Source organism: Bacillus sp. B19-2 (assembly GCF_022832475.1).
GTDB lineage: Bacteria > Bacillota > Bacilli > Bacillales > Bacillaceae > Bacillus > Bacillus paralicheniformis.
The window spans coordinates 1,384,334-1,411,128 of sequence record NZ_JALHKQ010000001.1 but is presented as its reverse complement, the minus strand read 5'-3'; the positions used below and the strand labels follow the sequence as shown (position 1 = coordinate 1,411,128).

At 47.4% G+C, this 26,795-nt stretch carries 30 protein-coding genes; 29 read left to right on the top strand and 1 reads right to left on the bottom strand.

The genetic code is table 11. The annotated features are described in order from the left end of the window. Positions 1 to 4 precede the first annotated feature (4 nt). Positions 5 to 1,054: a type 2 isopentenyl-diphosphate Delta-isomerase gene (gene fni, locus MST20_RS07235; RefSeq protein ID WP_243941095.1), complete on the top strand. Its 1,050-nt coding sequence runs from the start codon at positions 5 to 7 to the stop codon at positions 1,052 to 1,054. A 28-nt stretch (positions 1,055 to 1,082) separates the two neighbouring features. Here fni and MST20_RS07230 read toward each other — a convergent pair whose 3' ends face one another. Beyond that, positions 1,083 to 1,214 (bottom strand): YpzI family protein, encoded by a 132-nt coding sequence (locus MST20_RS07230; RefSeq protein ID WP_003183025.1) that lies wholly within the window; start codon positions 1,212 to 1,214, stop codon positions 1,083 to 1,085. A gap of 72 nt (positions 1,215 to 1,286) precedes the next feature. On the opposite strand from MST20_RS07230, the gene MST20_RS07225 reads away from it, so the two are divergent. From MST20_RS07225 to aroA, 28 genes are all read left to right on the top strand, one after another. After that, complete coding sequence (locus MST20_RS07225; protein ID WP_243941093.1) at positions 1,287 to 1,889, top strand: YphA family membrane protein; 603 nt, start codon at positions 1,287 to 1,289, stop codon at positions 1,887 to 1,889. Further along, complete coding sequence (locus MST20_RS07220; protein WP_243941092.1) at positions 1,886 to 2,785, top strand: YIEGIA family protein; 900 nt, start codon at positions 1,886 to 1,888, stop codon at positions 2,783 to 2,785. The genes MST20_RS07225 and MST20_RS07220 overlap by 4 nt, the downstream gene beginning before the upstream one ends. Then, a complete protein-coding gene (locus tag MST20_RS07215; protein ID WP_243941090.1) occupies positions 2,782 to 2,976 on the top strand; it encodes a capping complex subunit for YIEGIA in 195 nt (64 codons plus the stop codon). The genes MST20_RS07220 and MST20_RS07215 overlap by 4 nt, the downstream gene beginning before the upstream one ends. 163 nt (positions 2,977 to 3,139) lie before the next feature. Continuing rightward, a complete protein-coding gene (gene der, locus MST20_RS07210) occupies positions 3,140 to 4,450 on the top strand; it encodes a ribosome biogenesis GTPase Der (protein ID WP_243941088.1) in 1,311 nt (436 codons plus the stop codon). 15 nt (positions 4,451 to 4,465) lie between these two features. After that, positions 4,466 to 5,506 carry an NAD(P)H-dependent glycerol-3-phosphate dehydrogenase gene (locus MST20_RS07205; protein WP_165427421.1) on the top strand — a complete coding sequence of 347 codons (1,041 nt, stop codon included), beginning with the start codon at positions 4,466 to 4,468 and terminating at the stop codon, positions 5,504 to 5,506. A 322-nt stretch (positions 5,507 to 5,828) separates the two neighbouring features. Next, entirely contained in the window at positions 5,829 to 6,032 is a 204-nt protein-coding gene (locus MST20_RS07200; protein WP_243941086.1) for a DUF2768 domain-containing protein, read from the top strand. 22 nt (positions 6,033 to 6,054) lie between these two features. Beyond that, positions 6,055 to 6,771, top strand: coding sequence for a hypothetical protein (locus MST20_RS07195; RefSeq protein ID WP_165427420.1), 717 nt, complete (start codon positions 6,055 to 6,057; stop codon positions 6,769 to 6,771). Positions 6,772 to 6,971: 200 nt separating this feature from the next. Continuing rightward, on the top strand, positions 6,972 to 8,450 hold the full coding sequence (gene spoIVA, locus MST20_RS07190) for a stage IV sporulation protein A (RefSeq protein ID WP_020451964.1): 1,479 nt from the start codon (positions 6,972 to 6,974) through the stop codon (positions 8,448 to 8,450). A 417-nt stretch (positions 8,451 to 8,867) separates the two neighbouring features. Further along, positions 8,868 to 9,146: a non-specific DNA-binding protein Hbs gene (gene hbs / locus MST20_RS07185; protein WP_003183006.1), complete on the top strand. Its 279-nt coding sequence runs from the start codon at positions 8,868 to 8,870 to the stop codon at positions 9,144 to 9,146. A gap of 209 nt (positions 9,147 to 9,355) precedes the next feature. Further along, entirely contained in the window at positions 9,356 to 9,925 is a 570-nt protein-coding gene (gene folE, locus MST20_RS07180) for a GTP cyclohydrolase I FolE (RefSeq protein ID WP_020451963.1), read from the top strand. 27 nt (positions 9,926 to 9,952) lie between these two features. Continuing rightward, positions 9,953 to 10,183, top strand: coding sequence for a trp RNA-binding attenuation protein MtrB (mtrB, locus tag MST20_RS07175; protein WP_023857455.1), 231 nt, complete (start codon positions 9,953 to 9,955; stop codon positions 10,181 to 10,183). Positions 10,184 to 10,327: 144 nt separating this feature from the next. Then, on the top strand, positions 10,328 to 11,104 hold the full coding sequence (locus MST20_RS07170; RefSeq protein ID WP_243941083.1) for a heptaprenyl diphosphate synthase component 1: 777 nt from the start codon (positions 10,328 to 10,330) through the stop codon (positions 11,102 to 11,104). 2 nt (positions 11,105 to 11,106) lie between these two features. Then, positions 11,107 to 11,805, top strand: coding sequence for a demethylmenaquinone methyltransferase (locus tag MST20_RS07165; RefSeq protein WP_165427417.1), 699 nt, complete (start codon positions 11,107 to 11,109; stop codon positions 11,803 to 11,805). Between the two features lie 29 nt (positions 11,806 to 11,834). Continuing rightward, a complete protein-coding gene (hepT, locus tag MST20_RS07160; RefSeq protein ID WP_243941081.1) occupies positions 11,835 to 12,797 on the top strand; it encodes a heptaprenyl diphosphate synthase component II in 963 nt (320 codons plus the stop codon). 124 nt (positions 12,798 to 12,921) lie between these two features. After that, complete coding sequence (gene ndk, locus MST20_RS07155) at positions 12,922 to 13,368, top strand: nucleoside-diphosphate kinase (protein ID WP_243941079.1); 447 nt, start codon at positions 12,922 to 12,924, stop codon at positions 13,366 to 13,368. 140 nt (positions 13,369 to 13,508) lie between these two features. Further along, positions 13,509 to 14,276, top strand: coding sequence for a CheR family methyltransferase (locus MST20_RS07150; RefSeq protein WP_165427414.1), 768 nt, complete (start codon positions 13,509 to 13,511; stop codon positions 14,274 to 14,276). Positions 14,277 to 14,347: 71 nt separating this feature from the next. Further along, positions 14,348 to 15,520 carry a chorismate synthase gene (aroC, locus tag MST20_RS07145; protein ID WP_243941077.1) on the top strand — a complete coding sequence of 391 codons (1,173 nt, stop codon included), beginning with the start codon at positions 14,348 to 14,350 and terminating at the stop codon, positions 15,518 to 15,520. Next, positions 15,520 to 16,608 carry a 3-dehydroquinate synthase gene (gene aroB, locus MST20_RS07140; protein ID WP_243941076.1) on the top strand — a complete coding sequence of 363 codons (1,089 nt, stop codon included), beginning with the start codon at positions 15,520 to 15,522 and terminating at the stop codon, positions 16,606 to 16,608. Before aroC ends, aroB begins: the two co-directional genes overlap by 1 nt. After that, complete coding sequence (aroH, locus tag MST20_RS07135) at positions 16,605 to 16,988, top strand: chorismate mutase (RefSeq protein WP_165427411.1); 384 nt, start codon at positions 16,605 to 16,607, stop codon at positions 16,986 to 16,988. Before aroB ends, aroH begins: the two co-directional genes overlap by 4 nt. 246 nt (positions 16,989 to 17,234) lie before the next feature. Next, positions 17,235 to 18,782 (top strand): anthranilate synthase component I, encoded by a 1,548-nt coding sequence (gene trpE, locus MST20_RS07130; RefSeq protein ID WP_243941074.1) that lies wholly within the window; start codon positions 17,235 to 17,237, stop codon positions 18,780 to 18,782. After that, the gene (trpD, locus tag MST20_RS07125) at positions 18,754 to 19,770 is read left to right on the top strand and encodes an anthranilate phosphoribosyltransferase (protein ID WP_243941072.1); all 1,017 of its coding nucleotides are present in this window, start codon (positions 18,754 to 18,756) and stop codon (positions 19,768 to 19,770) included. The genes trpE and trpD overlap by 29 nt, the downstream gene beginning before the upstream one ends. Beyond that, positions 19,763 to 20,521 carry an indole-3-glycerol phosphate synthase TrpC gene (gene trpC, locus MST20_RS07120; protein ID WP_243941070.1) on the top strand — a complete coding sequence of 253 codons (759 nt, stop codon included), beginning with the start codon at positions 19,763 to 19,765 and terminating at the stop codon, positions 20,519 to 20,521. The genes trpD and trpC overlap by 8 nt, the downstream gene beginning before the upstream one ends. Continuing rightward, on the top strand, positions 20,521 to 21,177 hold the full coding sequence (locus MST20_RS07115; RefSeq protein ID WP_243941068.1) for a phosphoribosylanthranilate isomerase: 657 nt from the start codon (positions 20,521 to 20,523) through the stop codon (positions 21,175 to 21,177). Before trpC ends, MST20_RS07115 begins: the two co-directional genes overlap by 1 nt. After that, a complete protein-coding gene (gene trpB, locus MST20_RS07110; RefSeq protein ID WP_243941066.1) occupies positions 21,158 to 22,384 on the top strand; it encodes a tryptophan synthase subunit beta in 1,227 nt (408 codons plus the stop codon). The genes MST20_RS07115 and trpB overlap by 20 nt, the downstream gene beginning before the upstream one ends. Beyond that, a complete protein-coding gene (gene trpA / locus MST20_RS07105) occupies positions 22,353 to 23,156 on the top strand; it encodes a tryptophan synthase subunit alpha (RefSeq protein ID WP_243941064.1) in 804 nt (267 codons plus the stop codon). Before trpB ends, trpA begins: the two co-directional genes overlap by 32 nt. Positions 23,157 to 23,168: 12 nt before the next feature. Beyond that, positions 23,169 to 24,251 carry a histidinol-phosphate transaminase gene (hisC, locus tag MST20_RS07100; protein ID WP_243941205.1) on the top strand — a complete coding sequence of 361 codons (1,083 nt, stop codon included), beginning with the start codon at positions 23,169 to 23,171 and terminating at the stop codon, positions 24,249 to 24,251. A gap of 53 nt (positions 24,252 to 24,304) precedes the next feature. Further along, positions 24,305 to 25,420, top strand: a complete 1,116-nt coding sequence (locus MST20_RS07095; protein WP_243941062.1) for a prephenate dehydrogenase — start codon at positions 24,305 to 24,307, stop codon at positions 25,418 to 25,420. Between the two features lie 10 nt (positions 25,421 to 25,430). Continuing rightward, entirely contained in the window at positions 25,431 to 26,717 is a 1,287-nt protein-coding gene (aroA, locus tag MST20_RS07090) for a 3-phosphoshikimate 1-carboxyvinyltransferase (protein ID WP_243941060.1), read from the top strand. Positions 26,718 to 26,795: the final 78 nt, after the last annotated feature.

Genomic DNA, 26,795 nt, shown 5'->3' with positions numbered 1-26,795 from the left:
GATGGTGACGCGAGCGAAAAGAAAAAAAGAACACATTGATCATGCCCTGTCCACAGGACAGATACGTCAGACCGGGCTTGATGATATTACGTTTGTTCACGTCAGCCTTCCGGAAACGGAATTGTCACAAGTTGATACTTCAACCAAAGTAGGCGAACTGTTTTTAAGTTCGCCTATTTTTATCAATGCGATGACAGGCGGGGGCGGGAAGGCGACGTTTGAGATCAACAGGGCTTTGGCGAGGGCGGCTGCACAAACGGGCATACCGGTCGCAGTCGGTTCGCAAATGTCCGCTTTGAAAGACCCTGGTGAACGTCCTTCATACGAGATCGTCAGAAAAGAAAATCAGAAGGGTCTTGTATTCGCCAATTTGGGGAGCGAAGCGACGGTGGATCAGGCAAAGCGGGCGGTCGACATGATTGAAGCCGACATGCTTCAAATTCACCTCAATGTGATTCAGGAAATCGTCATGCCTGAAGGCGACCGCAGTTTTACTGGGCGCCTGCGCCGGATTGAAGATATCTGCCGACATGTCAGCGTACCCGTCGCCGTAAAAGAAGTGGGCTTTGGCATGAGCAGGGATACCGCGGCCCGGCTTTTTAACGTCGGGGTTCAGGCGGTCGATGTCGGCGGTTTCGGAGGAACGAATTTTTCGAAGATCGAAAATTTGCGCAGGGATAAAGCGGTTCAGTTTTTCGATCAATGGGGCATATCGACAGCAGCCAGTCTGGCCGAAGTCAGCTCTCTGTTCGGCGATCAGCCGATTATCGCATCCGGAGGCGTACAAGATGCCCTTGATCTGGCCAAATCGATAGCGCTGGGCGCGTCTGCGGCGGGGATGGCGGGCTATTTTCTCCAAGTGCTGACAGCTTCGGGAGAAGAGGCGTTAGCCGCCGAAATCGAGAGCCTGATTGAAGATTTCAAAAGGATCATGACTGTCTTGGGGTGCCGGACGATTGAACAGTTGAAAAAAGCACCGCTCGTCATCAAGGGTGATACATATCATTGGCTGAAAGCGAGGGGTGTTGACCCCTTTGTTTACAGCAAGCGCTAAAAAACCGGCTTCTCATGAGCCGGTTTTTTTACGGATTTCGCTTCCGCGCGTCCTCCGCGCTTTCGAGAGAAGCTGCACCATTGTAGCTGATGGACTGATCACGGTCGGATTCCGTTCGCTTCTGCTGTTTCAGCTTCTTTTCCTGCCTGTCTTTTCCCAACGCTGTTCCCTCCTTGTCAGACGTTTAAAAAATCTCAAGTCACTCCATACTGAAAATGGAGGACGAAAACATATGGAAGAATTCTATTATTATTGGTCAATGTGGTTTTTATGGGTGTTGACGACTTTTATCCTTGAGAAAAACAGCTTTCGCTTTTATGCGTCAGCATTTATTCTGCTCAACATCATTTTAAGTATGTATCAGGTTCAGCTCTTTCTGCATTTTAATGCCGCCTATTTGTCGTTTTATATAGGAGCTTTCATGCTGTGCGGTTATTTAAGGCTTCATAAAAGCATCAAGCGGCTGCTGCTTCATTTGTCGATGGTGTCCGCTTACGGTTTTTTGTTTCTGTTTGCATTATATGACCCTGTTTGGTTTATCCTAAAGCCTGAATGGCTGATCATCATTCTGTTTGTCATCATGACGGCGGCTTTTGAAAAAAGCTTCGCCGCCCGTCTCGGGCTGTTTGTGCTCGGTGCGTGCCAGGGGGAGCTCTTGTATACGTTCGTCATCAGAAAGCTTTATGGAGACATTGCAGCCGGAGGTTATTCATGGCTGTCAATGTGTGCAGCGGGGATCGTTCTCGTTTACGGAATCTCCCAGTATGAACGGCTGATGCATCAGTTCTATCACAAATGGAAGCGATTGAATAAAGGAGCAGCAAAAATGTCATGAGCCAATATACTTATCCGATTATCTTGGGAATTATCGCCGGTATTGTTGTCAGAGTGTACATGCTCCGAACCGACTACCGCCAGTACCCCACATACCTTCATGGGAAAACGATACATATTGCGCTGGCTTTGATCGCTGCCAGCATTGGAGCGATCATTATTCCGTCGATCTTAAAATCGGATTATACAGCGATTACGTTTTTAACGCTGGCTGCAACCCAATTCAGGGATGTCCGGAATATGGAACGCGAAACATTGACGCAGCTTGACGGCTATGAACTCGTTTCGAGAGGCAGCACGTATATCGAAGGAATTGCGATCGCCTTTGAAAGCAGAAATTACATTGTCATATTCACATCGCTCCTGACGACCCTCGCATACATTCTGTTTTCATCGGTATGGGCAGGCCTTGCTGCAGCTGTCATCTGTTTTATCTCGGGCAGGATCTTAATGTCCGGAAGCTTTATTAAGGACATCGTCGATATAGAATATAAAAAGCCTCATTTTGACGGGGCCGGCCTTTATGTCGACAATATTTACATTATGAATATCGGGCTTCCCGAAAAACAGAAGCTGATTTTGGAACACGGCATGGGTTTTATTTTAAAACCGAAAAATTTTAATTCCGCAGTAACCATTGCCAATCTCGGGCAAAGGCAAGCGATTTTATTCGACGTTTCCAATGTGCTCGGCGTGTACCGGGATTCTGGAGAACCCTCTCTTTCGCCGCTGGCGAAAAGGGATTTGAATGACGGGCGGGTCGCGGTTTTTGTCCTTCCGGTCATCAAGGACAAGGAGACGGCGATCAGGGTGATCGGCGATGTTCCGACGCTCGAAAACGCCATCCGCATACCGATGGAATTTATTAAAGAAAAGCACAGCAAGGTGATAAAATGAGCGAATCAATCGAAAATTTCATTCTCGCCGTCGTCACAACAAGGCGCGACCGGGTGATTGGCGGGACGGCTGTATTTTTCTGCGACACCCCCGAGGAAATGAACACGTACGCGAAAAACCTTGAAGCCATTCTCGACGGAATCGCCCACGGGATAGGAGATGACCTTTATTTGATTGTGAAACATTTTTAATTACAGTTGTGATCTTTTTAGAAATTGATATAATATATGAGTTAAGCCCTTCTGCATGGAATAAGAAGGGTTTCTTTCTTCAAACTGATTTTTTGAAAAAGAGAAACAAATGATGATTCATTTAAAGATGGAAAAGCTTTACTGAATTGAAAGGAAGGGTACTATGGGAAAACCTGTCGTAGCCATAGTTGGAAGGCCCAATGTGGGGAAGTCCACGATCTTTAACAGGATCGCTGGCGAAAGAATTTCGATTGTGGAAGATACACCTGGCGTGACGCGGGATCGGATATACAGCTCTGCCGAGTGGCTGAATCACGACTTCAACCTGATTGATACAGGCGGAATCGAAGTCGGCGATGAGCCGTTTTTGGCGCAGATTCGCCATCAGGCCGAGATCGCCATGGAAGAAGCAGATGTGATTATTTTCATGACGAACGGCCGCGAAGGCGTCACGGCTGCTGATGAAGAAGTGGCAAAAATTTTATACCGTACAAAAAAACCCGTCGTTCTGGCGGTTAATAAAGTGGATAATCCTGAAATGAGAGCAAGCATATACGATTTTTATGCCCTCGGCTTTGGCGAGCCGTACCCGATTTCAGGGACGCACGGCCTCGGTCTCGGCGATCTGCTTGACGCGGTCAGCGAACATTTTAAAAACATACCCGAAACGAAGTATGAGGATGAGGTCGTTCAATTTTGCCTCATCGGCCGGCCGAACGTCGGAAAGTCCTCTCTTGTAAACGCCATGCTTGGAGAAGAGCGCGTGATCGTCAGCAATATTGCGGGAACAACGCGCGACGCCATTGACACGAGGTTTACATACAATCAAAGAGACTTTGTCATCGTTGATACAGCCGGGATGAGAAAAAAGGGAAAAGTGTATGAGGCAACTGAAAAATATAGCGTCCTTCGGGCTTTAAAGGCGATCGACCGCTCAGAAGTCGTCTGCGTCGTCTTGGACGGCGAAGAAGGCATCATCGAGCAGGACAAGCGGATTGCCGGCTATGCGCATGAAGCGGGAAAAGCCGTCGTCATCGTCGTAAACAAATGGGATGCAGTCGAAAAAGACGAGCGGACGATGAAAGAATTCGAAGAAAAGGTTAGAGACCATTTTCAATTTTTGGACTACGCGCCTGTTTTGTTTATGTCCGCTTTGACGAAAAAGCGCATCCATACGCTGATGCCTGCAGTCATGACGGCAAGCGAAAACCATTCGATGAGGGTGCAGACCAATATTCTTAATGATATCATTATGGATGCAGTGGCTATGAACCCGACGCCGACGCATAATGGCAACCGCTTAAAAATTTATTATGCGACACAAGTGGCTGTGAAGCCGCCGACATTTGTCGTATTTGTCAATGATCCTGAGCTGATGCATTTTTCTTACGAACGCTTTTTGGAAAACCGGATACGCGACGCCTTCGGATTTGAAGGAACACCAATCAAGATTTTTGCAAGAGCAAGAAAATAAAGAGGTGTAGTAAAAATGACAAAAGTATCGATTTTGGGAGCCGGAAGCTGGGGAACAGCCTTGGCGCTCGTTTTGGCGGACAACCAGTACGATGTGTGCATTTGGGGCCATCGTGAAGAACTGATTCAGCAAATCAATGAACACCATGAAAACAAAGATTATCTGCCGGGTGTCAAACTTTCTGAAAACGTGCATGCCACAACAGATCTCGAAGCTGCAGTGGCCGATGTCAAGACGATCATCGTCGCCGTTCCGACAAAAGCGATCCGCGAAGTTCTCGCACAGGCTGTTTCCTTCATCGACCAAAAGGCGATTTTTGTACATGTTTCAAAAGGAATTGAGCCTGACACACTGCTTCGCATTTCTGAAATGATGAAAGAAGAAATTCCGGCTGAATTAAGGGAGGACATCGTCGTTCTGTCCGGGCCGAGCCATGCGGAAGAAGTCGGTTTAAGACACCCGACGACGGTAACCGTATCTGCCGACAGCAGCATTGAATCAGCACAGGCGATCCAGGATATGTTTATGAATCAGAATTTCCGCGTGTATACCAATCCGGATATGATCGGCGTAGAGATCGGCGGCGCCCTGAAAAACGTCATTGCGCTTGCCGCGGGCATTACAGACGGTTTGGGATACGGAGATAATGCGAAGGCCGCGCTGATTACAAGGGGCTTGGCAGAAATCGCCCGACTCGGCACGAAAATGGGCGGAAACCCGCTGACATTCTCGGGGCTTACGGGAATCGGGGATTTGATCGTCACCTGCACGAGCGTCCATTCACGAAATTGGCGAGCCGGTAATATGCTGGGTAAAGGCTTCAAACTGGATGAAGTTCTGAAAGAAATGGGGATGGTCGTTGAGGGGGTCCGCACGACAAAAGCCGCTTATCAGCTTTCAAAGAAATTTGATGTGAAAATGCCGATCACCGAAGCATTGCACAAAGTATTGTTTGACGGCGAAAAAGTTGAGACGGCAGTCGAATCATTGATGGCGAGAGTCAAAACGCACGAGATGGAAGATCTTGTGAACACATTCGAAAATCAAATAAAATGACCACCCCATCACCAACTTTTATACTCTCCTCTAAGTTCGTTTAAAAAAACCGAAACATTTTGGAGACTTAGGCAAGAGAGGATACATTTGTCCGAAGACTTGCATAAAATAGAATCGAAGTCTGGAAGAGCTGTATCTTACCAATTGGGTTATATAGTCACAATCGTTATGCCTGAAGCAAAGCCCCCCTCTTTGCTTCAGGTTTTTTTTGCGCCTTTTTCCGTTTCGAAATATTGGAAAAGCTGTTGAACTTCTGGTTTTTCTTATATAAAATGAAATATAACGCTTACATCACAAGAAAAGGTAGAAGGAGGGCTTCAATGTGAATGTCGGTCTGTTAAAAATGTGGTTTGCCTTGGGATCAATGGGCCTGATGTTCTTAGCGGTGATTGCCATATACATAAGCAGATATAAATTTAAAAACCGTTTATTAAAAGTGATCACGTCGTTCGTCGCCTATACATGTATGCTCATCTCCGGCGTGATCGTCTTTTTTGTCGTCTTCAGCGGTCCCGTCAACGAATAAAGCATAAAAAAGGAAGATTCATATGAAAATCGTAAACGCACTGCTTGTTACTGTATTGACCGCAATCATGTTAAGCGGCTGTTTGTACCCTGAAGAAAGAAAGGCGAAAAACAGCGTGCCGTATCAGCACCAGCTCAAAGAAGTGCAGGCGGCCGTTGATGAATTCAGGGAGGCGACGGGAGGGCTTCTGCCGATTAAGACAAGGGATATGAGCGTGCCAATCTATCAAAAATACCCTATCGATTTTAACAGGCTGTCCCCCCGGTATATGGCTGAGCCGCCGGGCACTTCCTATGAAAGCGGCGGAGAGTACTTGTACGTCCTTGTCGATGTAGAAAAAAAGCCGACGGTCAAGCTCATTGATGTAAAAATGTCGGAAATGATCAGGGAGTTAAAGCTTCGGGTCGAAATGTATAAAGATCAGCACAAGTATCCGCCGTATAAAAAAGTCGTATCCAATCACTTATTCATGCTTGACCATGAAAAGCTCGGACTGAAAGAGGCGCCTTCTGTGACGAGTCCGCTTTCCGGCACCTCGCTGCCGCTTCTCGTCGATGAAAAAGGCGACATCCAAGTGGATTACCGAATGGATTTGGCCAACCTGATGAAGCGGTCGAAAAAAACGGTAAAGCCGGGTGAGGAAATCCAGGATTTGATGTGGGAAGAAACGCCATTTGTTCCGGCATTTTCGGTAAAGTATACAGTGAATGACAAACAGGAACCTGTTTTTCTCGAATAGATATCGGTCAAAATGCAAGTATCAGTCATGAACCTTTCTCCTCAGCATACAATGAGGAGAAAGGTTTTTTCATGTATGCCGAAAAAATTTCCCTAAGCTGTCATATTGAAATAGGACAACGTCATACACTATAGTGTCCTGTTTTTGATTGATGAAGAAGTAAAAAATTGAAAAGGATTGGAAGTCCGGGAGGGGATCACTTGGAAAAGGTCGATATTTTCAAGGATATCGCTGAACGAACAGGAGGCGATATATACTTAGGTGTCGTAGGAGCTGTACGTACAGGAAAATCTACGTTTATCAAAAAATTTATGGAGCTAGTGGTGCTCCCGAATATCAACAATGAAGCAGACCGGGCGCGCGCACAAGATGAGCTTCCCCAAAGTGCCGCTGGCAAAACCATTATGACAACTGAACCGAAGTTTGTTCCGAATCAGGCAATGTCAGTTCATGTCAGTGACGGACTCGATGTGAATATAAGGCTTGTCGACTGTGTCGGCTATACTGTACCCGGAGCAAAGGGATACGAGGATGAAAACGGGCCGAGAATGATCAACACTCCTTGGTATGAAGAGCCGATTCCGTTTCATGAAGCTGCCGAAATCGGCACGAGAAAAGTCATCCAGGAGCACTCCACCATCGGGGTTGTCATTACGACTGACGGCACGATTGGAGAAATCGCCAGACAGGATTATATCGAGGCTGAAGAACGGGTGATCGATGAGTTAAAAGAGGTTGGAAAACCGTTTATCATGGTCATCAATTCCGTAAGGCCGTACCATCCGGAAACGGAAGCGCTCAGGCAAGAGCTGATGGAGAAATACGACATTCCGGTGCTGGCGATGAGCGTTGAAAGCATGAGGGAAGCGGACGTTCTGAGCGTTCTCAGAGAAGCGCTTTACGAATTCCCTGTACTCGAAGTCAACGTCAATCTTCCGAGCTGGGTCATGGTGTTAAAAGAGAATCATTGGCTCAGGGAAAACTATCAAGATTCCGTTAAAGAAACCGTCAAAGATATTAAAAGACTGAGAGATGTCGACCGCGTCGTCGGACACTTCAGCGAATTTGATTTTATCGAGCGCGCCAGCCTCGCCGGAATTGAAATGGGCCAGGGGATCGCCGAAATCGATTTGTACGCGCCGGATTACCTGTACGATGAAATTTTGAGGGAAGTCGTCGGCGTAGAAATCAGAGGAAAGGATCACCTTCTTCAGCTCATGCAGGATTTTGCCCATGCCAAGACCGAATATGATCAAGTATCAGATGCGTTGAAAATGGTAAAACAAACCGGCTATGGAATCGCTGCTCCCGCATTAACCGATATGAGCCTTGATGAACCGGAAATCATCAGGCAGGGGTCTAGATTCGGAGTCCGGCTGAAAGCGGTGGCGCCGTCGATTCATATGATCAAAGTCGATGTGGAGAGCGAGTTTGCGCCAATCATCGGAACAGAGAAGCAGAGCGAAGAGCTTGTCCGCTATTTAATGCAGGACTTTGAGGATGATCCGCTGTCAATCTGGAATTCCGACATTTTCGGAAGGAGCCTGAGCTCCATCGTCAGAGAAGGGATTCAGGCGAAGCTGTCACTCATGCCTGAAAATGCAAGATATAAGCTGAAGGAGACGCTCGAACGCATCATCAATGAAGGCTCAGGCGGCTTGATTGCGATCATCTTATAAAAGGGAAGGCCTCTTATCATACGGGAGGTCTTTTTTTCATGCCTGAAACAGGCTGAACAGGCGCCGTGAAAGGGATTGAGGCGGCAGGGGCAAGCGGCTGGAAATATAGGAAAGATTATGATTAAAAAAGGAAAAACAGGAATATTTGTTCGTTTCATTCTGCTTAAACCTTGACGAATAAGGGATCATCGCTTTAAAATGCTTGATATGGTTATTCAGATGTGTTAATCTACATACAGAAAATCTTCACTTTACTGGACAAACGTTCCTCTCAAAGTGAAATTTTCACTGATAGCCGTGAAATGCCTTTTCTATATTTATTTGAAATTTCTGTTCAAACAGGTATAGAAACAGGTTGAACTGTGAAGAAATGATGATAATCTATTGTTTGATACCTTTTGGGAGGAGGTGAAAGGCATGAACAAGACAGAACTAATCAATGCGGTTGCAGAAGCAAGCGAACTATCTAAAAAAGACGCTACTAAAGCAGTTGATTCTGTTTTTGATACAATTTTAGATGCACTTAAAAACGGTGAAAAAATTCAATTGATCGGTTTTGGTAACTTTGAGGTTCGTGAGCGCTCAGCTCGTAAAGGACGCAATCCTCAAACAGGTGAAGAAATCGAAATCCCTGCAAGCAAAGTACCTGCTTTCAAACCAGGTAAAGCGCTTAAAGACGCTGTAGCAGGAAAATAATTGTATGTATATATGCCGTTTTCGCGCGTAATACATACCATGTTGTTTCTTCACAGGAAAGCCCCTTTTCAAAGGGGCTTTTCATAATTTTAAGGCTTTTTTTCAGACGGAAAACATTTTGCCGGCAAAAAACCTTTCATTTTGCTTTTATAAGCTGAAGTGTGCTAGAATCTGAATTAAATGTATGCGTTTCTGGAGGATATAAAACAATGAGAGAAATCAACAAAGAACAAATTGAACAAGCTGTCCGGCAAATATTGGAGGCGATCGGAGAAGATCCGAACCGTGAAGGCCTTCTTGATACACCGAAAAGAGTCGCGAAAATGTATGCCGAAGTATTTGCGGGCTTAAACGAAGATCCGAAAGAGCATTTCAAAACGATTTTCGGCGAGGATCACGAAGAGCTTGTTCTTGTTAAAGATATTCCCTTTTATTCAATGTGTGAGCACCATTTAGTCCCTTTCTACGGGAAAGCCCATGTAGCCTATATCCCTAAAGGGGGAAAAGTGACAGGGCTCAGCAAATTGGCGAGAGCCGTTGAAGCGGTGGCAAAGCGCCCGCAGCTGCAGGAGCGGATTACGTCAACAATCGCCGACAGCATTGTTGAAACGCTGACTCCGCACGGTGTCATGGTTGTTGTTGAAGCCGAGCATATGTGCATGACGATGCGCGGCGTGAAAAAGCCGGGTTCAAAAACTGTCACTTCAGCCGTAAGAGGAACTTTTAGACAAGATGTAGCCGCTCGCTCTGAGGTGTTGGAGCTTATCAAAACATCATGATTAAAAATGAGAAGGTGTGCGATGAACATGACCAATAATCAATCGAATGATTTTGTCGTTATCAAAGCCGTTGAAGACGGCGTCAACGTGATCGGCCTGACGAGAGGCACGGACACAAGATTTCATCATTCAGAAAAGCTTGATAAAGGAGAGGTGATGATCTGCCAGTTTACCGAGCACACCTCTGCGATCAAGATCCGGGGCGAGGCCCTGATTCAGACGGCAAACGGCGAGATGAAAAGCGAGTCGAAAAAATAGAAAGCCGGCCTTTTATGGCCGTTTGCGTGGCATAAGACAATATCTTTCAACATAATTATGGTATAATTAAACTTTCTCCGCTCAAAAAAGATACATAATCAATCAAAAAGAAAAACTGCGAATTTTGGGACAAGGGTGATATCTTTGCAAGACATCTACGGACAATTATCTTATTTGAAAATCAAGCTGAATCAAAAGCTTTCACATCCATATTTGGCGAAGCATTTGACTGCGCCGAAAGTTGATGAGGATAAGCTGTTTCTTTTCTACGCTCTGTTTGAGGAAACGGATTTAAAAGAAGCTGACAAGGAAAGTTACATCTTAACGGCGATGCTTGTTCAAACAGCCCTTGATACCCATGATGAAGTTACGACCGCAGCTTCAATTAAGCAGGACGACTATAAAAACCGCCAGCTGACCGTATTGGCCGGTGATTATTTCAGCGGCATGTACTACTCGCTGTTATCGGGTATGAAGGATATTTATATGATTCGGACGCTCGCTGCGGCCATCAAAGAAATAAACGAACATAAAATCAGGCTTTACGACCATTCCGCAAAAGATGCGGACAGCCTGAAAAAAAGCGTCAGCATAGTGGAAGCTGCACTTTTTCACCATCTCGCCGACCACTTTTACCTGCCTCACTGGAAAACAGCCGCCAATGACTTTCTTGTGTTTAAAAGGTTTGCGGCCGAAGAAAAAGCTTCAGATTCCAGGCTGCTGGAGACGATCATAAAGAAAGAGTTTCCGGAAGGCCAGGCTTCATGCGGACAGCTGGCTGCTGCGGCTTATGAAGAAGCCAAGCTTGCGATCAACCAGTCTCTTGCTGCAAAGCCCGCCGTCCAAAAATGGCTTCTGAAACGCCTGCAGGAAATTCGGCCTGAAAAACGAACTTATCATCAGAAAGTGGAAGAAGGGTAATCATGGTGCAGTCAAAAGAACAGCGCGTACACGGCGTGTTTGAAAAGATTTATAAAAATTACGACCAGATGAACTCCGTCATCAGCTTTAAACAGCATAAAAAATGGCGCGACAAAACGATGCGGCTCATGAACGTACCAAAAGGAGCCAAAGCGCTTGACGTCTGCTGCGGGACCGGCGACTGGACAATCGCGCTCGCTGATGCGGCCGGAGAGACAGGGGAAATCAAGGGCCTTGATTTCAGCAAAAACATGCTGAGCATCGCGGAACAAAAGACCGACAGCTACAGCCAGATCGAATTGATCCACGGCAACGCGATGGAACTGCCCTTCCCGGACAATACGTTCGACTATGTCACCATCGGCTTCGGGCTTCGCAATGTCCCCGACTATTTAACCGTATTAAAAGAGATGGCGCGCGTGGTAAAACCCGGCGGCCAGGTTGTATGCCTTGAGACGTCCCAGCCTGAAATGTTCGGGTTCAAACAGCTGTACTTCCTGTACTTCCGTTTTATTATGCCCATGTTTGGAAAGCTGTTTGCCAAAAGCTTTAAGGAGTATTCATGGCTTCAGGAATCGGCCAGGGAATTTCCTGGTATGAAAGAGCTTGCCGCATTGTTTGAAGAGGCTGGATTAGAAAATGTTCAATATCATCCGTTCACAGGCGGCGTAGCGGCTACACATGTCGGCTGGAAGCGATGATGACTACAGAAATACTCGGGTGAATCGATATGAAATTGACAACGTTTTATTCTTTTTTGAATGACGATATTGAATTGATAGAAAAAGAGCTTGAAAAGACCGTGCACTCCGACTATCCATTGCTAAGTGAAGCGAGCCTGCATTTGCTGCAGGCCGGAGGCAAGCGGATTCGTCCTGTGTTTGTCCTGCTTTCCGGCATGTTCGGTGAATACGATATTAACAAAATTAAAAATGTCGCTGTTTCATTGGAATTGATACATATGGCTTCGCTCGTACACGACGATGTCATCGATGATGCGGAGCTGAGAAGGGGACAGCCTACAATCAAGGCGAAGTGGGATAACCGGATTGCAATGTACACAGGTGATTATTTGTTCGCTCGCTCGCTTGAAGCGATGACGAAAATAAACGAACCGAAAGCCCATGAAATCTTGTCCAAGGCGATTGTCGAAGTCTGTCTTGGAGAAATTGAACAAATCAAAGATAAATATAATATGGAGCAAAACCTCAGAACCTATTTGAGGAGAATCAGGCGCAAGACAGCCCTTCTGATCGCGTCGAGCTGCCAGCTTGGCGCCATTGCTGCCGGTGCAGGTGAAAACATTCATAAAACGTTGTACTGGTTTGGCTATTATGTCGGCATGTCCTATCAAATTATTGATGACATCCTCGATTTCACCTCAAGCGAAAAGGAGCTTGGCAAGCCTGTGGGCAGTGATCTGCTTCAGGGGAATGTCACGCTTCCCGTATTATATGCACGGAAATCGCCTGAATTAAAAGCGCGGCTGATGCTGGTCAACAGTGAAACGACTCCGGAACAGATCAAACCAGTGATCGAAGAACTGAAGAAAACCGATGCCATAGAACAATCGTTCAGAATCAGCGAAATGTATTTGAACAAGGCTTTTGAACTGCTTGAGACGCTCCCGAAAAACAGGGCGCGGAAGGCACTGGGCCAAATTGCGAAATACATCGGCAAACGAAAGTTCTAAAAAACGTCAAATGAGTCGAAAGTATGAATATTCTCCACCCTTTATTGATTAATTGTTTGAAAAATGCTATATTTCTGTTGTAGTGTTGAAAGCCTATACATATTAGCGGGGTGGAGAATCGACTATGGAAAAAACCTTTGTGATGGTAAAACCTGACGGCGTTCAGCGTCAGCTGATCGGCGAAATTTTGTTAAGATTCGAACGTAAGGGCTTACAATTAATCGGAGCCAAGCTGATGAAGGTCTCAGAAGAGACGGCAGGCGAGCATTATAAAGAACATAACGGGAAACCGTTTTTCGGCGAGCTTGTTGACTTTATTACTTCAGGCCCGGTATTCGCCATGGTGTGGGAAGGCGAGGACGCAATCGCGGTCGCCAGACAGCTGATCGGGAAGACGAACCCTAAGGAAGCGCTCCCAGGAACAATTCGCGGAGACTTCGGCATGTTTGTCGGAAAAAATATCATTCACGGTTCAGATTCTCTTGAAAGTGCAGCACGCGAAATCAACTTGTTTTTTAAAGAAGACGAACTTGTTGAAGGCGAGAAGTTAATGAATCAATGGATTTACTAAAAATCAGCTGAAAAGCTGATTTTTTTATATGGATCTGAATGGCTGCCGCCGGGCAGGCTTTTTTCTTTTTAAAGATACAAATTTAAAAGAAAACAAGCTATAATTGTACTCATATCAGCACGACGATTAGGAGAGAAAACATGGACAATTACAGTTTCTTTGTTGATAAATGGAAAAAAATAACTGGTGTGGATTTGGCATTGTACAAAGAGGCGCAAATGAAAAGAAGGCTAACATCTCTTTATGAAAAAAAGGGGTACGGCGATTTCCGCGAATTTGCGCTCGCTTTAGAAAAGAATGAAGCTCTTCTGCAGGAAACGCTGGACAGGATGACGATTAATGTTTCAGAATTTTACAGAAACTATAAGAGGTGGGAGGTACTCGAAAAAACCATCCTTCCGCTTTTAAAGCCTGCGAAAACATTGAAAGTATGGAGTGCGGCGTGTTCAACCGGTGAAGAGCCATATACATTATCGATGATTTTAAGCAGACAGAAAAGCCTCTCAGACTATCAGATCATCGCAACAGATATCGATGACAAAGTTCTTGCGAAAGCGAAAGAAGGCGTGTATCAGGAAAGATCTCTGCAGGAAGTGCCGAAAGAGATAAAGGAACTTTATTTTACGCAGGACGGAAACCGGTTTGCCGTCAAAGACGAGATCAAGAAAAACATTCGCTTTCAAAAACACAATTTACTGGCTGATGCATATGAGAAAGATTTTGATATCATCGTATGCCGCAATGTTCTCATATATTTTACAGAGGAAGCAAAAGAGAAGATCTATCATAAGTTCAGCGGCAGTTTGAAGAATAAGGGAGTTTTGTTTGTCGGAAGTACGGAACAGATCTTCAATCCGGAAAAATACGGTTTTCAATCGACAGATACGTTTTTCTATCAAAAAAGTTAGCTGACTTTTTATAAAAGGTTATGTTATAGTTTTACTTAAAAGCGTTAATGTGATGAAGGGAGAACGAAAGCATGAGGTATTTAACAGCCGGTGAATCTCACGGTCCGCAGCTTACGACAATTATCGAAGGAGTCCCAGCAGGGCTTTATATCACAAAAGAAGACATTGATTACGAGCTTCAAAGACGTCAAAAAGGCCACGGCCGCGGACGCCGGATGCAAATCGAAAAAGATCAGGCGCGGATCACAAGCGGTGTAAGGCACGGGCGTTCTCTTGGATCGCCGATCGCTCTCGTCGTCGAAAACAATGACTGGAAACACTGGACGAAAATCATGGGATCAGAGCCGATCACAGCTGAAGAAGAAAGCGAAATGAAACGACAGATTTCAAGGCCGAGACCGGGTCACGCCGATTTGAACGGCGCGATCAAATACGGGCACAGAGATATGCGCAACGTGCTTGAACGTTCATCTGCCAGAGAAACGACCGTCCGTGTGGCGGCAGGAGCCGTCGCCAAAAAGATCCTTTCCCAGCTCGGCATCCAAGTGGCCGGCCACGTGCTGGAGATCGGCGGAGTAAAAGCCGAAAAGACAAATTACGAATCGATCGAAGACTTGAAAAAAGTAACCGAAGAGTCCCCTGTCAGATGCTATGACGAAGAAGCGGGCAGAAAAATGATGGACGCGATCGATGAAGCAAAAGCAAATGGCGATTCGATCGGCGGAATCGTCGAAGTGATTGTTGAAGGGTTGCCGGTCGGAGTCGGCAGCTATGTCCATTACGACCGCAAACTCGACAGCAAGCTGGCTGCCGCCGTGCTGAGCATCAATGCTTTTAAAGGTGTTGAATTCGGCATCGGCTTTGAAGCTGCACGCAAAAACGGCAGTGAAGTCCATGACGAAATCATTTGGGACGAAGAAAAAGGCTATACGCGCGCTACAAACCGTCTCGGCGGCCTTGAAGGCGGGATGACAACGGGAATGCCGATTGTCGTCAGAGGCGTGATGAAGCCGATTCCAACCTTATACAAACCGCTCAAAAGCGTTGATATTGAGACAAAAGAGCCGTTTACAGCAAGCATCGAGCGTTCCGATTCCTGCGCTGTCCCTGCCGCAAGCGTGGTGGCTGAAGCGGTTGTTGCATGGGAAATCGCAAAGGCGATCGTCGAGCAGTTTGGCGTTGACCAAATGGACCGGATCGCTGAAAATGTTGAGAAAATGCGAAAGCTTGCGAGGGAGTTTTAATGAAATCACTTCAAATCGAAACCGCTTCTTTGGCCTACCCGGTGTTCATCGGGGGAGGCATTAGAAAAAACGCGGCAGAGCTCTTGTCATCCTTGAACCTTCCGATGACGAAAGTGCTATTGATCACCGACGAAGAAGTTGATAAACACTATGGAGAAGAACTGTTCAGCCTTCTCCGCAGCAAATGGCCCGTCAAAAAGGTCGCGGTGCCAAGCGGTGAACAGGCCAAATCAATCGATATGTTTATGAAGCTCCAGACGGAAGCCATTCAATTTCACCTTGACCGTTCGTCATGCATTGTGGCGCTGGGCGGCGGCGTTGTCGGCGATCTTGCAGGGTTTGTCGCTTCAACTTTTATGAGGGGCATCGATTATGTGCAATTCCCAACGACTCTGCTGTCTCATGACAGCGCGGTCGGAGGAAAAGTTGCCATTAATCATCCGCTCGGAAAAAACTTAATCGGCGCTTTTCATCAGCCGAAGGCGGTGGTTTATGATACCGAGTGCTTGAGCACGCTTTCTGAAAAAGAAATGCGCTCAGGTCTTGCGGAAGTCATTAAGCACGCATTTATCCGTGATGAATCTTTCTTGAACGAATTGCTTAAAATTGATTCAATAAAAGCGATTACGACCGGCCAGCTCAGTGAAATGGTGTACAAAGGCATTTCGATTAAAGCGGAAGTTGTCTCACAAGACGAGCGCGAACAGGGAATCAGGGCCTATCTGAACTTTGGGCACACGCTTGGCCACGCCGTTGAAGCCGAATACGGCTATGGAGAGATGACCCATGGCGATGCCGTCGCTTTAGGCATGCAATTTGCTTTATTTGTCAGTGAGAAGGTGCTGAATTGTCCTGTTGACCGCACAAAAATCGCCGCCTGGCTGAAAAGTCTCGGCTATCCGGAAAGCGTAAAACGAGAAGTGTCGACAGAAGCTCTGATCAACCGAATGATGAACGATAAAAAAACACGCGGAGGCATCATTCAGTTTGTCTTGCTGGATAAGATCGGCAGTGTGCAGCTGCACTCCTTTAAAGCCGAAGAAATCGAACGATGGCTGAATATGTGGAGATTGGAGGGAGACAAATGATGATGCGCGGAATTCGGGGAGCGACGACAGTTGACCGGGATACAGAAAAAGACATTACGGAGCGGACGAAGCAGCTGATCGGAAAAATGATCGATGAAAATCAGCTCAAACCTGAACAAGTCGTGCAGATTTTAATTTCTGCTACTTCTGATATTCACGCTGCTTTTCCCGCGAAGGTCGTCAGAATGTTTGACGGCTGGCAGCATGTGCCCGTCATGTGCATGCAGGAAATGGATGTTGAACACGCCCTTAAAAAATGCATCAGAGTGATGATGACGGTTCAGACGGATATGCGGCAGGATGAAGTCCGCCACGTTTATTTAGAAAATGCCGTAACGCTCAGGCCCGATTTATCATTGACAAAAAATACTGAATTGTAATACGATTGTAGAAACCTTGAAATACACAGGAGTGTGTATGGGGTTTTAGTTTAGAAAAGCTGAGTATGAGACTAGGGTAGATTGAGAATGAGCTGAGATGAGCTGAGTTGAGACAAAACGTTTATTCATTCTACCCAAAAGACATGTTCTTTTGGGTTTGTTTCGTTTTCCCCTCTTCAATTCAATCATTTGTCCTCTAAAGGCCTTCTTCTCATTCTCTCCGCCTCAATAAGGAGTGAGAGATTGTTGAGTCTGCAAACCGATTTTGCCTCTTTTTCAGAGGATACTTCACACTTTAAAACGATACCGATAATCGAGAGTTTTTCCGTCGATACGCTGACGCCCGTTCAATTGGTCGAGAAGCTGCAGGAAAACATCGTGTATTTGCTGGAAAGCCAGGATGAAACCTCCGCATGGTCCAGATATTCTTTCATCGGCTTAGACCCCTTTTTAACGATCAAAGAAGAATGCGGCCGGTTTCACGCTTGCGATCAAAAGCAGAAGAAGCTTTATTCAGCTTCACAGTTAAAAGAAGTTCTCGAATGGATGTCAGAGACGTATTCGATCAAAGCGCCTGAGCTCGACATCCCGTTTACAGGGGGGGCGGTCGGCTATTTAAGCTACGATTTAATGCCGCTCATTGAACCGTCGATCAAAGGGCACAACAAAGAAACGGAGATGGAAAAATGCCTCCTGTTTGTCTGCCGGACGATGATCGCCTATGATCACGAGCTGAAAAAGCTGCATTTCATCCACTATGCAAGGCTTGAAGGCAGTGAAACAAGTGAGGAAAAACAGCGCATTTTCAAAAAAGGGAAAGAAGAGCTCAAACAGCTTACACACAGGCTGTCAGACCGGAAAGCGCCGAAAGAGCTGTTTCTCCCGCAAGGCCGGCACACGGCCCCCAGCTTTGAAGGGGTTCAATCAACATATGAGAAATCCCGGTTTTTGGCCGATGTCGATCGCTTGAAAGAGTACATTAAAGCGGGAGACATTTTTCAAGGCGTCCTTTCGCAAAGGTTCGATATTCCGGTGAAGGTCAGTTCTTTTGAGTTATACAGAGTGCTGAGAATGGTCAACCCGTCCCCGTACATGTACTACATGAAGCTTCCTGACCGCGATCTTGTCGGCAGCTCGCCTGAACGCCTGATCCATGTTCAAAACGGTCATCTTGAAATTCATCCGATCGCCGGTACGAGGAAAAGAGGCGCTGATCAGGCTGAGGATAAACGGCTCGAAAAAGAGCTTTTGGCTGATGAGAAAGAAAAAGCGGAACATTACATGCTCGTCGATTTGGCGAGAAATGATATCGGCAGAGTAGCTGAGTACGGATCTGTCCAAGTGCCCGAGTTTACGAAAATCGTTTCCTTTTCACATGTCATGCACATCATTTCGATCGTAACCGGCTCTTTAAAAGCGGGCGTTCATCCGGTAGACGCTTTAATGAGCGCATTTCCGGCCGGAACTTTGACCGGCGCTCCGAAAATCCGCGCGATTCAGCTTTTGAATGAGCTCGAGCCCGAACCGAGGGAAACCTACGGGGGATGCATTGCTTATATCGGATTTGACGGAAATATCGATTCATGCATCACGATCCGGACGATGAGCGTGAAAAACGGAGTGGCGTCCATCCAGGCCGGAGCAGGCATCGTAGCCGATTCAGTGCCTGAAAAAGAGTGGGAAGAGACGTGCAATAAAGCGGGGGCTCTGTTAAAAACGATTCAAATCGCAGAAGAAATGTTTCTCGAAAAGGGGGAGGACGGCAATGAACGAACTGCTGAAATCATGCGTTAACGGAGGAACAATGAATGAAACCGAGGCACACAGCATCATGCGTGACATGATGAGCGGCTCGCTGAGCGCCGCGGAAATCGGAGCCCTCCTGTCCGTTCTCGCCTACAGGGGAGAAACGGCTGAAGAGATTGCGGGATTTGTCAGAGCCATGCGGGAGCAGGCACATACAATAGACGGGCCGGAACATGTTGTCGATACGTGCGGAACCGGAGGAGACGGAAGCTCCACCTTCAATATTTCCACAGCGGCGGCGATCATCGCTTCATCAGCCGGGGCAAAAATCGCAAAACACGGTAATCGTTCGGTTTCTTCAAAAAGCGGGAGCGCTGATGTTCTCGAATATCTCGGCGTTTCAATTCAGACGTCGCCTGAAGAAACAATTCAAAGCATTGAACACCGCAACATGGGGTTCCTGTATGCGCCAAGCTATCACTCTTCCATGAAGCACGTGGCCGGCGCAAGGAAGGATCTGGCTTTCAGAACCGTATTCAATCTGCTCGGCCCGCTCAGCAACCCGATGAAAGCCAAACGCCAGGTGATCGGTGTCTACTCGATCGAAAAAGCAAAGCTTATGGCCCGCGCTCTTGAAGCGTTTGAAACGGAACACGTATTGTTTGTTTCGAGCAGGGACGGCCTTGATGAACTGTCGATCACATCGCCGACAGATGTGATTGAACTGAAAGGCGGCAAAACATACGAATACACCGTTGAGCCTGGCGATGTCGGTCTGCCGCTCGGCAGGCTAAGCGACATTCAGGTGGCGACGCCTGAAGAAAGCGGTCGTCTCATCGTCGATATTTTGAAAAACCGCGCTCCGGATTCGGCTGTTCATATCGCGGCGTTTAACGCCGGAGCCGCTTTATACGCCGCAGAACAGGCAGCGGATTTAAAAGAGGGCGTTGCGCTCGCTTTAGAAGCTGTTGCTAGCGGTGAAGCGCTCAATCAGCTGGAGCGATTAAAACAGAAAGAGGAAGAGTTGTATGCTTAATCAAATTATTGATAGAAAACGAGAAGACATTCTGAAAATCGAACTGCCGGAAGATTTAAAGCTGCCAAAGCGGTCATTTAAAAAGGCGCTCCTTTCTCCGAACCGGTTTGTCGCTTTAATTGCGGAGGTGAAAAAAGCTTCTCCGTCAAAAGGTGTGATTCAGGAAGATTTTGAGCCCGTAAAGATCGCTAAACAGTACGAACAGGCTAAAGCCGACTGTTTGTCTGTTCTGACAGATACACCTTTTTTTCAAGGGAAGAACAGTTATTTGTCAGATGTGAAACGCTCGGTTTCCCTGCCAGTACTGCGCAAGGATTTTATCATTGATTCCATTCAGGTTGAAGAAGCGGACCGCATCGGAGCGGATGCGATCCTGCTGATCGGAGAAGCGCTTGAACCGCAAAAGCTGTTTGAACTCTACCAGCAAGCCGCTGAAAAAGGCATGGATGTGCTTGTCGAAGTTCATGGCGAAGAGACGCTTGAGGGTATTTTAAATGTCTTTACACCCGAAATCATCGGCGTAAACAATCGAAATCTAAAAACCTTTGAAACATCCGTCGGGCAAACAGAGCGTATGGCAAAACTCGTTCCGTCAGGGACCGTTCTCATCAGCGAAAGCGGTATCGGAAAACCGGAAGACCTCGCATTTGTAAAAGCGTGCGGAGCCAGGGCCGTGCTTGTCGGCGAATCGTTGATGAGAGAGCCGTCACAGCTGAAGGCTGTCCATGCGTTATTCGGAGAGAACGGATGATGGAGAAACCGAGCTTAAAATATTGCGGGATTCATTCATTGGAAGATTTAAAGGTGACAGCCCGCTCGAAAGCCGATTATCTCGGATTTATTTTCGCCGAAAGCAAACGATCGGCAGACCCGGAGGATGTGAAACTTTGGTGTGGCAAAACGGATACAGCAGGTAAAAAGCTTGTCGGCGTCTTTGTTAATGAGAACATTTGCAGAATAGCAGAAATCGTAAAAGATGCCGGTTTGGACGTGATCCAGCTTCACGGAGATGAAACAGCGGCAGACATCAAGCAGCTGAAAAACATGACAGACTGCGAGATTTGGAAGGCACTCCATCATAGGGACGATACCGTTCAGCGTATGGCATCTTTCGCACCTTACATCGACGGGTATGTCATCGACTCATCTGTTAAAGGGATGAGAGGAGGAACGGGCGTTTCGTTTTCGTGGGACAGCGTCCCAAAGTATAAAGATGCAGCACAAAGAGAAGGAAAACGCCTGTTTATCGCCGGGGGCGTGAACCCGGATACAATCGCAGATCTTGTAAAGCGGCGCCCGCCGGGAATCGACCTGGCAAGCGGAATTGAAGAAAGAGGCAAGAAAAGCGAAAAGCTGATCAGCCTTCTAGAAGAAAGGATGTTCGAACATGTATTCATATCCGAATGAACAAGGCAGGTTTGGTGATTTTGGCGGGAAATTCGTCCCGGAAACACTCATGCAGCCTTTGGAAGAAATCGAAAAAGCGTTTCTTGAACTGAAAGACGACCCTTCATTTCAACAGGATTATCAAAAACTTTTAAATGACTACTCAGGCAGGCCGACGGCTTTGACATTCGCAGACCAGCTCACAAAACAGCTGGGCGGAGCGAAGATTTACTTAAAAAGAGAAGATTTAAACCATACAGGCGCCCACAAAATCAACAATGCCCTCGGCCAGGCGCTCCTGGCCAAGAAAATGGGGAAAACAAAGCTCATCGCTGAAACCGGCGCAGGACAGCACGGCGTGGCTGCGGCGACGGTCGCTGCAAAGTTCGGCTTGTCATGCATTGTCTTTATGGGTGAAGAAGATGTTGCCAGACAATCGCTGAACGTGTTTCGGATGAAGCTCTTGGGAGCGGAGGTCGTTCCGGTGTCAAGCGGAAACGGGACATTAAAAGATGCTACAAACGAGGCGATCCGCTACTGGGTTCAGCATTGCCAGGATCATTTTTACATGATCGGTTCCGTCGTCGGGCCGCACCCGTATCCTTATATCGTCCGCGAATTTCAACGGATGATCGGCGAAGAGGCGAAAGCGCAGTTTTATCAATTGGAGCAACGCCTCCCAGATAAAGTTGTCGCCTGTGTCGGAGGCGGCAGCAATGCGATCGGGATGTTCAGCGCGTTCATTGAAGAAACTGTTGAACTGATCGGAGTCGAAGCTGCGGGAAAAGGTGTCGACACCCCCCTTCATGCGGCAACGATCACAAAGGGGACAAAAGGCGTCATCCACGGTTCTTTGACCTACTTGATCCAAGACAAGTACGGACAGATCATTGAGCCTTATTCCATCTCAGCCGGACTTGATTATCCGGGGGTCGGCCCCGAGCACGCGCATCTTCATCAAACAGGGCGCGTCACGTATGAATCTGTCACAGATGATGAAGCGGTCTCGGCATTAAGGCTGCTGACAGAGACTGAAGGCATTTTGCCGGCTATTGAATCCGCCCATGCATTGGCAAAAGCATTTGACATCGCTAAAGAACTGCCGAGAGAGAAAAGTGTTCTCGTCTGCCTTTCAGGCAGGGGAGACAAAGACGTCCATACCTTGATGAAGGTGTTGGAAGAAGAGGTGAATCAAGATGTTCAATCTGAAAAATCAGCCGTCCGATAAGTTATTTGTTCCGTTTATTACAGCTGGAGACCCGCTGCCTGAAATCTCGATCGAGCTGGCGAAATCCCTTCAGGAGGCGGGGGCGTCCGCCCTTGAACTCGGGGTTCCGTATTCTGATCCGCTCGCTGACGGCCCGGTGATTCAGCGCGCGTCCAAAAGGGCGCTTGACAACGACATGAACATCGTAAAAGCGATCAGGCTTGGCGGTGAAATGAAAAAAAACGGCGTCCATATTCCGATTATTCTCTTTACGTATTATAATCCTGTGTTACAATTAGATACAGATCACTTTTTCGCTTTACTGCGACAAAATCGGCTAGACGGACTCCTTGTACCGGACCTTCCTTTTGAGGAAAGCGTATATTTGCAGCAGCAGTGTAAAAAACACGGGATTACCTATATTTCGCTGGTCGCGCCGACAAGCGAATCGCGCATTCAAAAAATAACACAACAGGCGGAAGGTTTTGTGTATTGCGTTTCTTCGCTCGGTGTGACAGGTGTGCGCAATGAATTCGAAGATTCTGTTTCTTCATTTATCAGGTCTGTTAAAGGAATGAGCTCCGTCCCGGTTGCCGTTGGGTTTGGGATTTCCAGCTCCAAACAAGTGGAGATGATGAATGAACTGGCGGACGGTGTTGTCGTGGGAAGCGCCCTTGTCAGAAAAATCGAAGAGCTGAAAGACGAACTCATCGCCCCTGAGACAAGGGAACAAGCCTTAAAGGCGTTTGAGGCATACGCTAAGACATTTAGCGGATCGTACATGGTAAAATGAGGTGACAGAATGTTGCAAATTAAAGAACAGTTAAAACAATTAACGCCTTACAAGCCGGGCAAACCGATTGAAGAGGTCAAAAAAGAATTCAACCTCGACCGGGTCGTCAAGCTTGCTTCAAATGAAAATCCTTACGGCTGTTCGGAAGCGGCAAAAGCAGCGCTCCAGACCGAAGTGCAGCAAATGGCTCTCTATCCTGACGGCTATAGTGCGGCATTGAGAACAAAGCTTGCCTCCCATCTCGGCGTAAACGAAACGAACATCATCTTGGGAAACGGAACAGACGAAGTCATTCAAATTATTTCCCGGTCTTTGTTGGACCCTGTCTCAAACACTGTAATGGCGAATCCGACATTTTCACAATACAAACACAATGCTGTCATCGAAGGAGCGGAAGTCAGGGAAATCGGCCTGCTTGAAAACGGCTGCCACGACCTTGATGCAATGCTGGAGGCGATCGATGAACAGACGAAGGTTGTCTGGGTTTGCAGCCCGAACAATCCGACCGGAACGTATGAATCCGGCCGCAACCTGATCCGTTTTCTTGAAAAAGTCCCTGAACATGTCCTTGCTGTCGTCGATGAAGCTTATTACGAATACGTAACGGCTGAAGACTACCCTGAGACCATTCCGCTTTTAGAACGCTTTCCGAACCTGATGATTCTCAGGACGTTTTCAAAAGCTTACGGTTTAGCGTCTTTGAGGGTCGGCTACGGGATTGCCTCTGAACAGCTGATTCAGGCGGTTGAGCCGGCGAGACAGCCGTTTAATACAAACCGGCTCGGCCAGGCTGCGGCGCTTGCCGCCCTTGGCGATCAGGCATTTATCGACGATTGCGTGAGAAAAAACAATGAAGGGCTTAAACAGTACTACGATTTCTGTGATGAGCACGGACTAACTTACTATCCTTCACAAACGAACTTTGTGCTGATTGATTTTAAACGGGATGCAGACGAACTTTTCCTGGAGCTGCTGAAAAAAGGCTATATCGTCAGATCGGGGAATGCGCTCGGCTTTCCGACATTCCTTAGAATATCGATCGGTACGAAGGAACAGAACGAAGGCTTGTTGAAAACGTTAGCCGGCATGTTGTAAGAGGTGATGATTCAGTCACCTCTTTAGTCTATTGATGAACTAGGTGATAAAAAATGACTCAACCAAATGAAACGATTTTATTGGCCGGTTTGGGCTTAATCGGCGGATCGATCGCCCTTGCCATCAAAAAGGAACACCCCGGCAAACGGATCATCGGGTTTGACGTGTCAGAAGAGCAGGCAAGAGCTGCACAAAAGCTTGGCGTTATTGATGCTCCGGCTGCTTCTTTTTTAGAAGGGGTGAAAGAAGCGTCAACCGTTTTTTTAGCGGCGCCGGTCGAACAGACGCTTCACATGCTTGATGAACTTGCCGCTTCAGGCATCAAAAAAAAGCTGCTCATTACAGATGTCGGCAGCACGAAACAAAAGGTCGTCAGCCATGCCGAGAAAGTGCTGCCGGATGAATACAGGTTTATCGGGGGCCATCCGATGGCCGGATCGCATAAATCGGGCGTCGCAGCCGCCAAAGACTTCCTTTTCGAGAACGCGTTTTATATTTTGACGCCTTCCGGCTCCGCCGGCAAAGAAGCAGTTGCTTCCTTAAAAGATCTGCTCAAGGGAACAAATGCAAAGTTTGTGGAAATGTCTCCGGCTGAACACGACGCCGTTACAAGCGTGATCAGCCACTTTCCGCACGTCGTAGCGGCCAGTCTCGTCCACCAGACCGTCAAATTCGAAGATCAGTACCCGCTCGTCAAGCGTTTTGCCGCAGGGGGCTTCCGCGATATTACGAGAATTGCCTCAAGCAGCCCGGCGATGTGGCGCGATATTCTTTTACACAATAAAGATAAAATATTGGAGCGGTTTGACGAATGGAAATATGAGCTGGACAGAATTCAGTCTTTTGTCGAAAATGAAGATGCAGACGGGCTGTTTGAATTTTTTCGGCAGGCCAAGGAATACCGCGACGGTCTGCCTTTGCGGCAAAAAGGCGCGATCCCTTCCTTTTACGATCTTTATGTCGATGTCCCCGACCATCCCGGGGTCATCTCGGAAATTACGGCGATTCTCGCTGACGAGAAAATCAGCATTACGAACATCCGGATTATTGAAACGAGGGAAGACATAAACGGTGTTCTCAGAATCAGCTTTCAATCCGATGAAGATCGAAAACGCGCCGAAAAATGCATTCAAACCCGCGCAAAATATGAAACATTTTATGCTGATTGAGGTGGAACACATGAAAAGAGGAAAAATCAGTTCACTAAAAGGAGAGCTTCATATTCCGGGAGATAAATCCATCTCTCACCGCTCTGTTATGTTCGGAGCCATAGCAGAAGGGAAAACGGTCATCAAAAACTTTTTGCCAGGGGCCGACTGCTTGAGCACGATCGCCTGCTTTCGGAAAATGGGCGTGGAAATCGAACAGAATGGCAGTGATGTCACCGTCCTCGGCAAAGGGCTCGATCAGCTGGCTGAGCCTGCGGAGCTCCTTGACGTAGGGAATTCCGGAACGACGATCAGGCTGATGCTCGGCATTTTGGCGGGACGCCCGTTTCACAGTACAGTCGCCGGCGATGAGAGTATCGCCAAAAGGCCGATGAAGCGTGTCACAGAACCGCTTCGAAAAATGGGAGCGAAAATCGACGGCCGCGCCGGAGGGGAATACACACCGCTTTCTGTCCGCGGCGGACATCTGGCAGCGATCGATTTTCAGTCGCCTGTTGCAAGTGCGCAAATCAAATCTGCCGTTCTGCTTGCGGGTCTGCAGGCCGAAGGCGCCACAACGGTGACGGAGCCTCATAAATCAAGAGACCATACGGAACGGATGCTGTCGATGTTCGGCGTCAGCCTTCAGGAAGATGAAACAAGCGTAACGATTGAGGGCGGGCAGCACCTGAAAGCGGCCGAAGTCTTCGTGCCGGGTGATATTTCATCAGCTGCGTTTTTCCTGGCAGCGGCATCGCTAGTTCCTGACAGTGAAGTCGTGCTTCGCAATGTCGGACTCAATCCGACCAGGACGGGAATCATCGATGTCTTGAAAGAAATGGGAGCCGATCTTGACATCGAAGAAAAAAATGCCGGAAACGCCGAGCCGTACGGCGATCTGAGAATCAAAACGTCCTCCTTGAAAGCCGCTGAAATTTCGGGCGATTTGATCCCGCGCCTCATCGATGAAATACCGATCATCGCTCTTCTCGCTACACAGGCTGAAGGAACGACGGTCATCAAAGACGCGGCTGAGCTCAAAGTAAAAGAAACGAACCGAATCGACACCGTCGCCTCAGAGCTGAAAAAAATCGGTGCGAACATCGAGCCGACAGAAGACGGGATGAAGATTCACGGCAGGACGCCTCTTACAGGCGGCGCGAAAGTCTCAAGCCACGGGGACCACCGGATCGGAATGATGCTGGGAATCGCCGCCTGCATCTGCAAGCAGCCGATCGACATTTTACAACCTGAAGCTGTGAGCGTCTCATATCCTTCGTTTTTTGAACATATCGAAAAGCTTGCAAAAAAAGCCTGAAGCCTTGTGCTCAGGCTTTTTCAGCCCGGAAAATCATGAAAGCCGGGCGTTTGAACATAAAACGAATGTCTCCCGCAT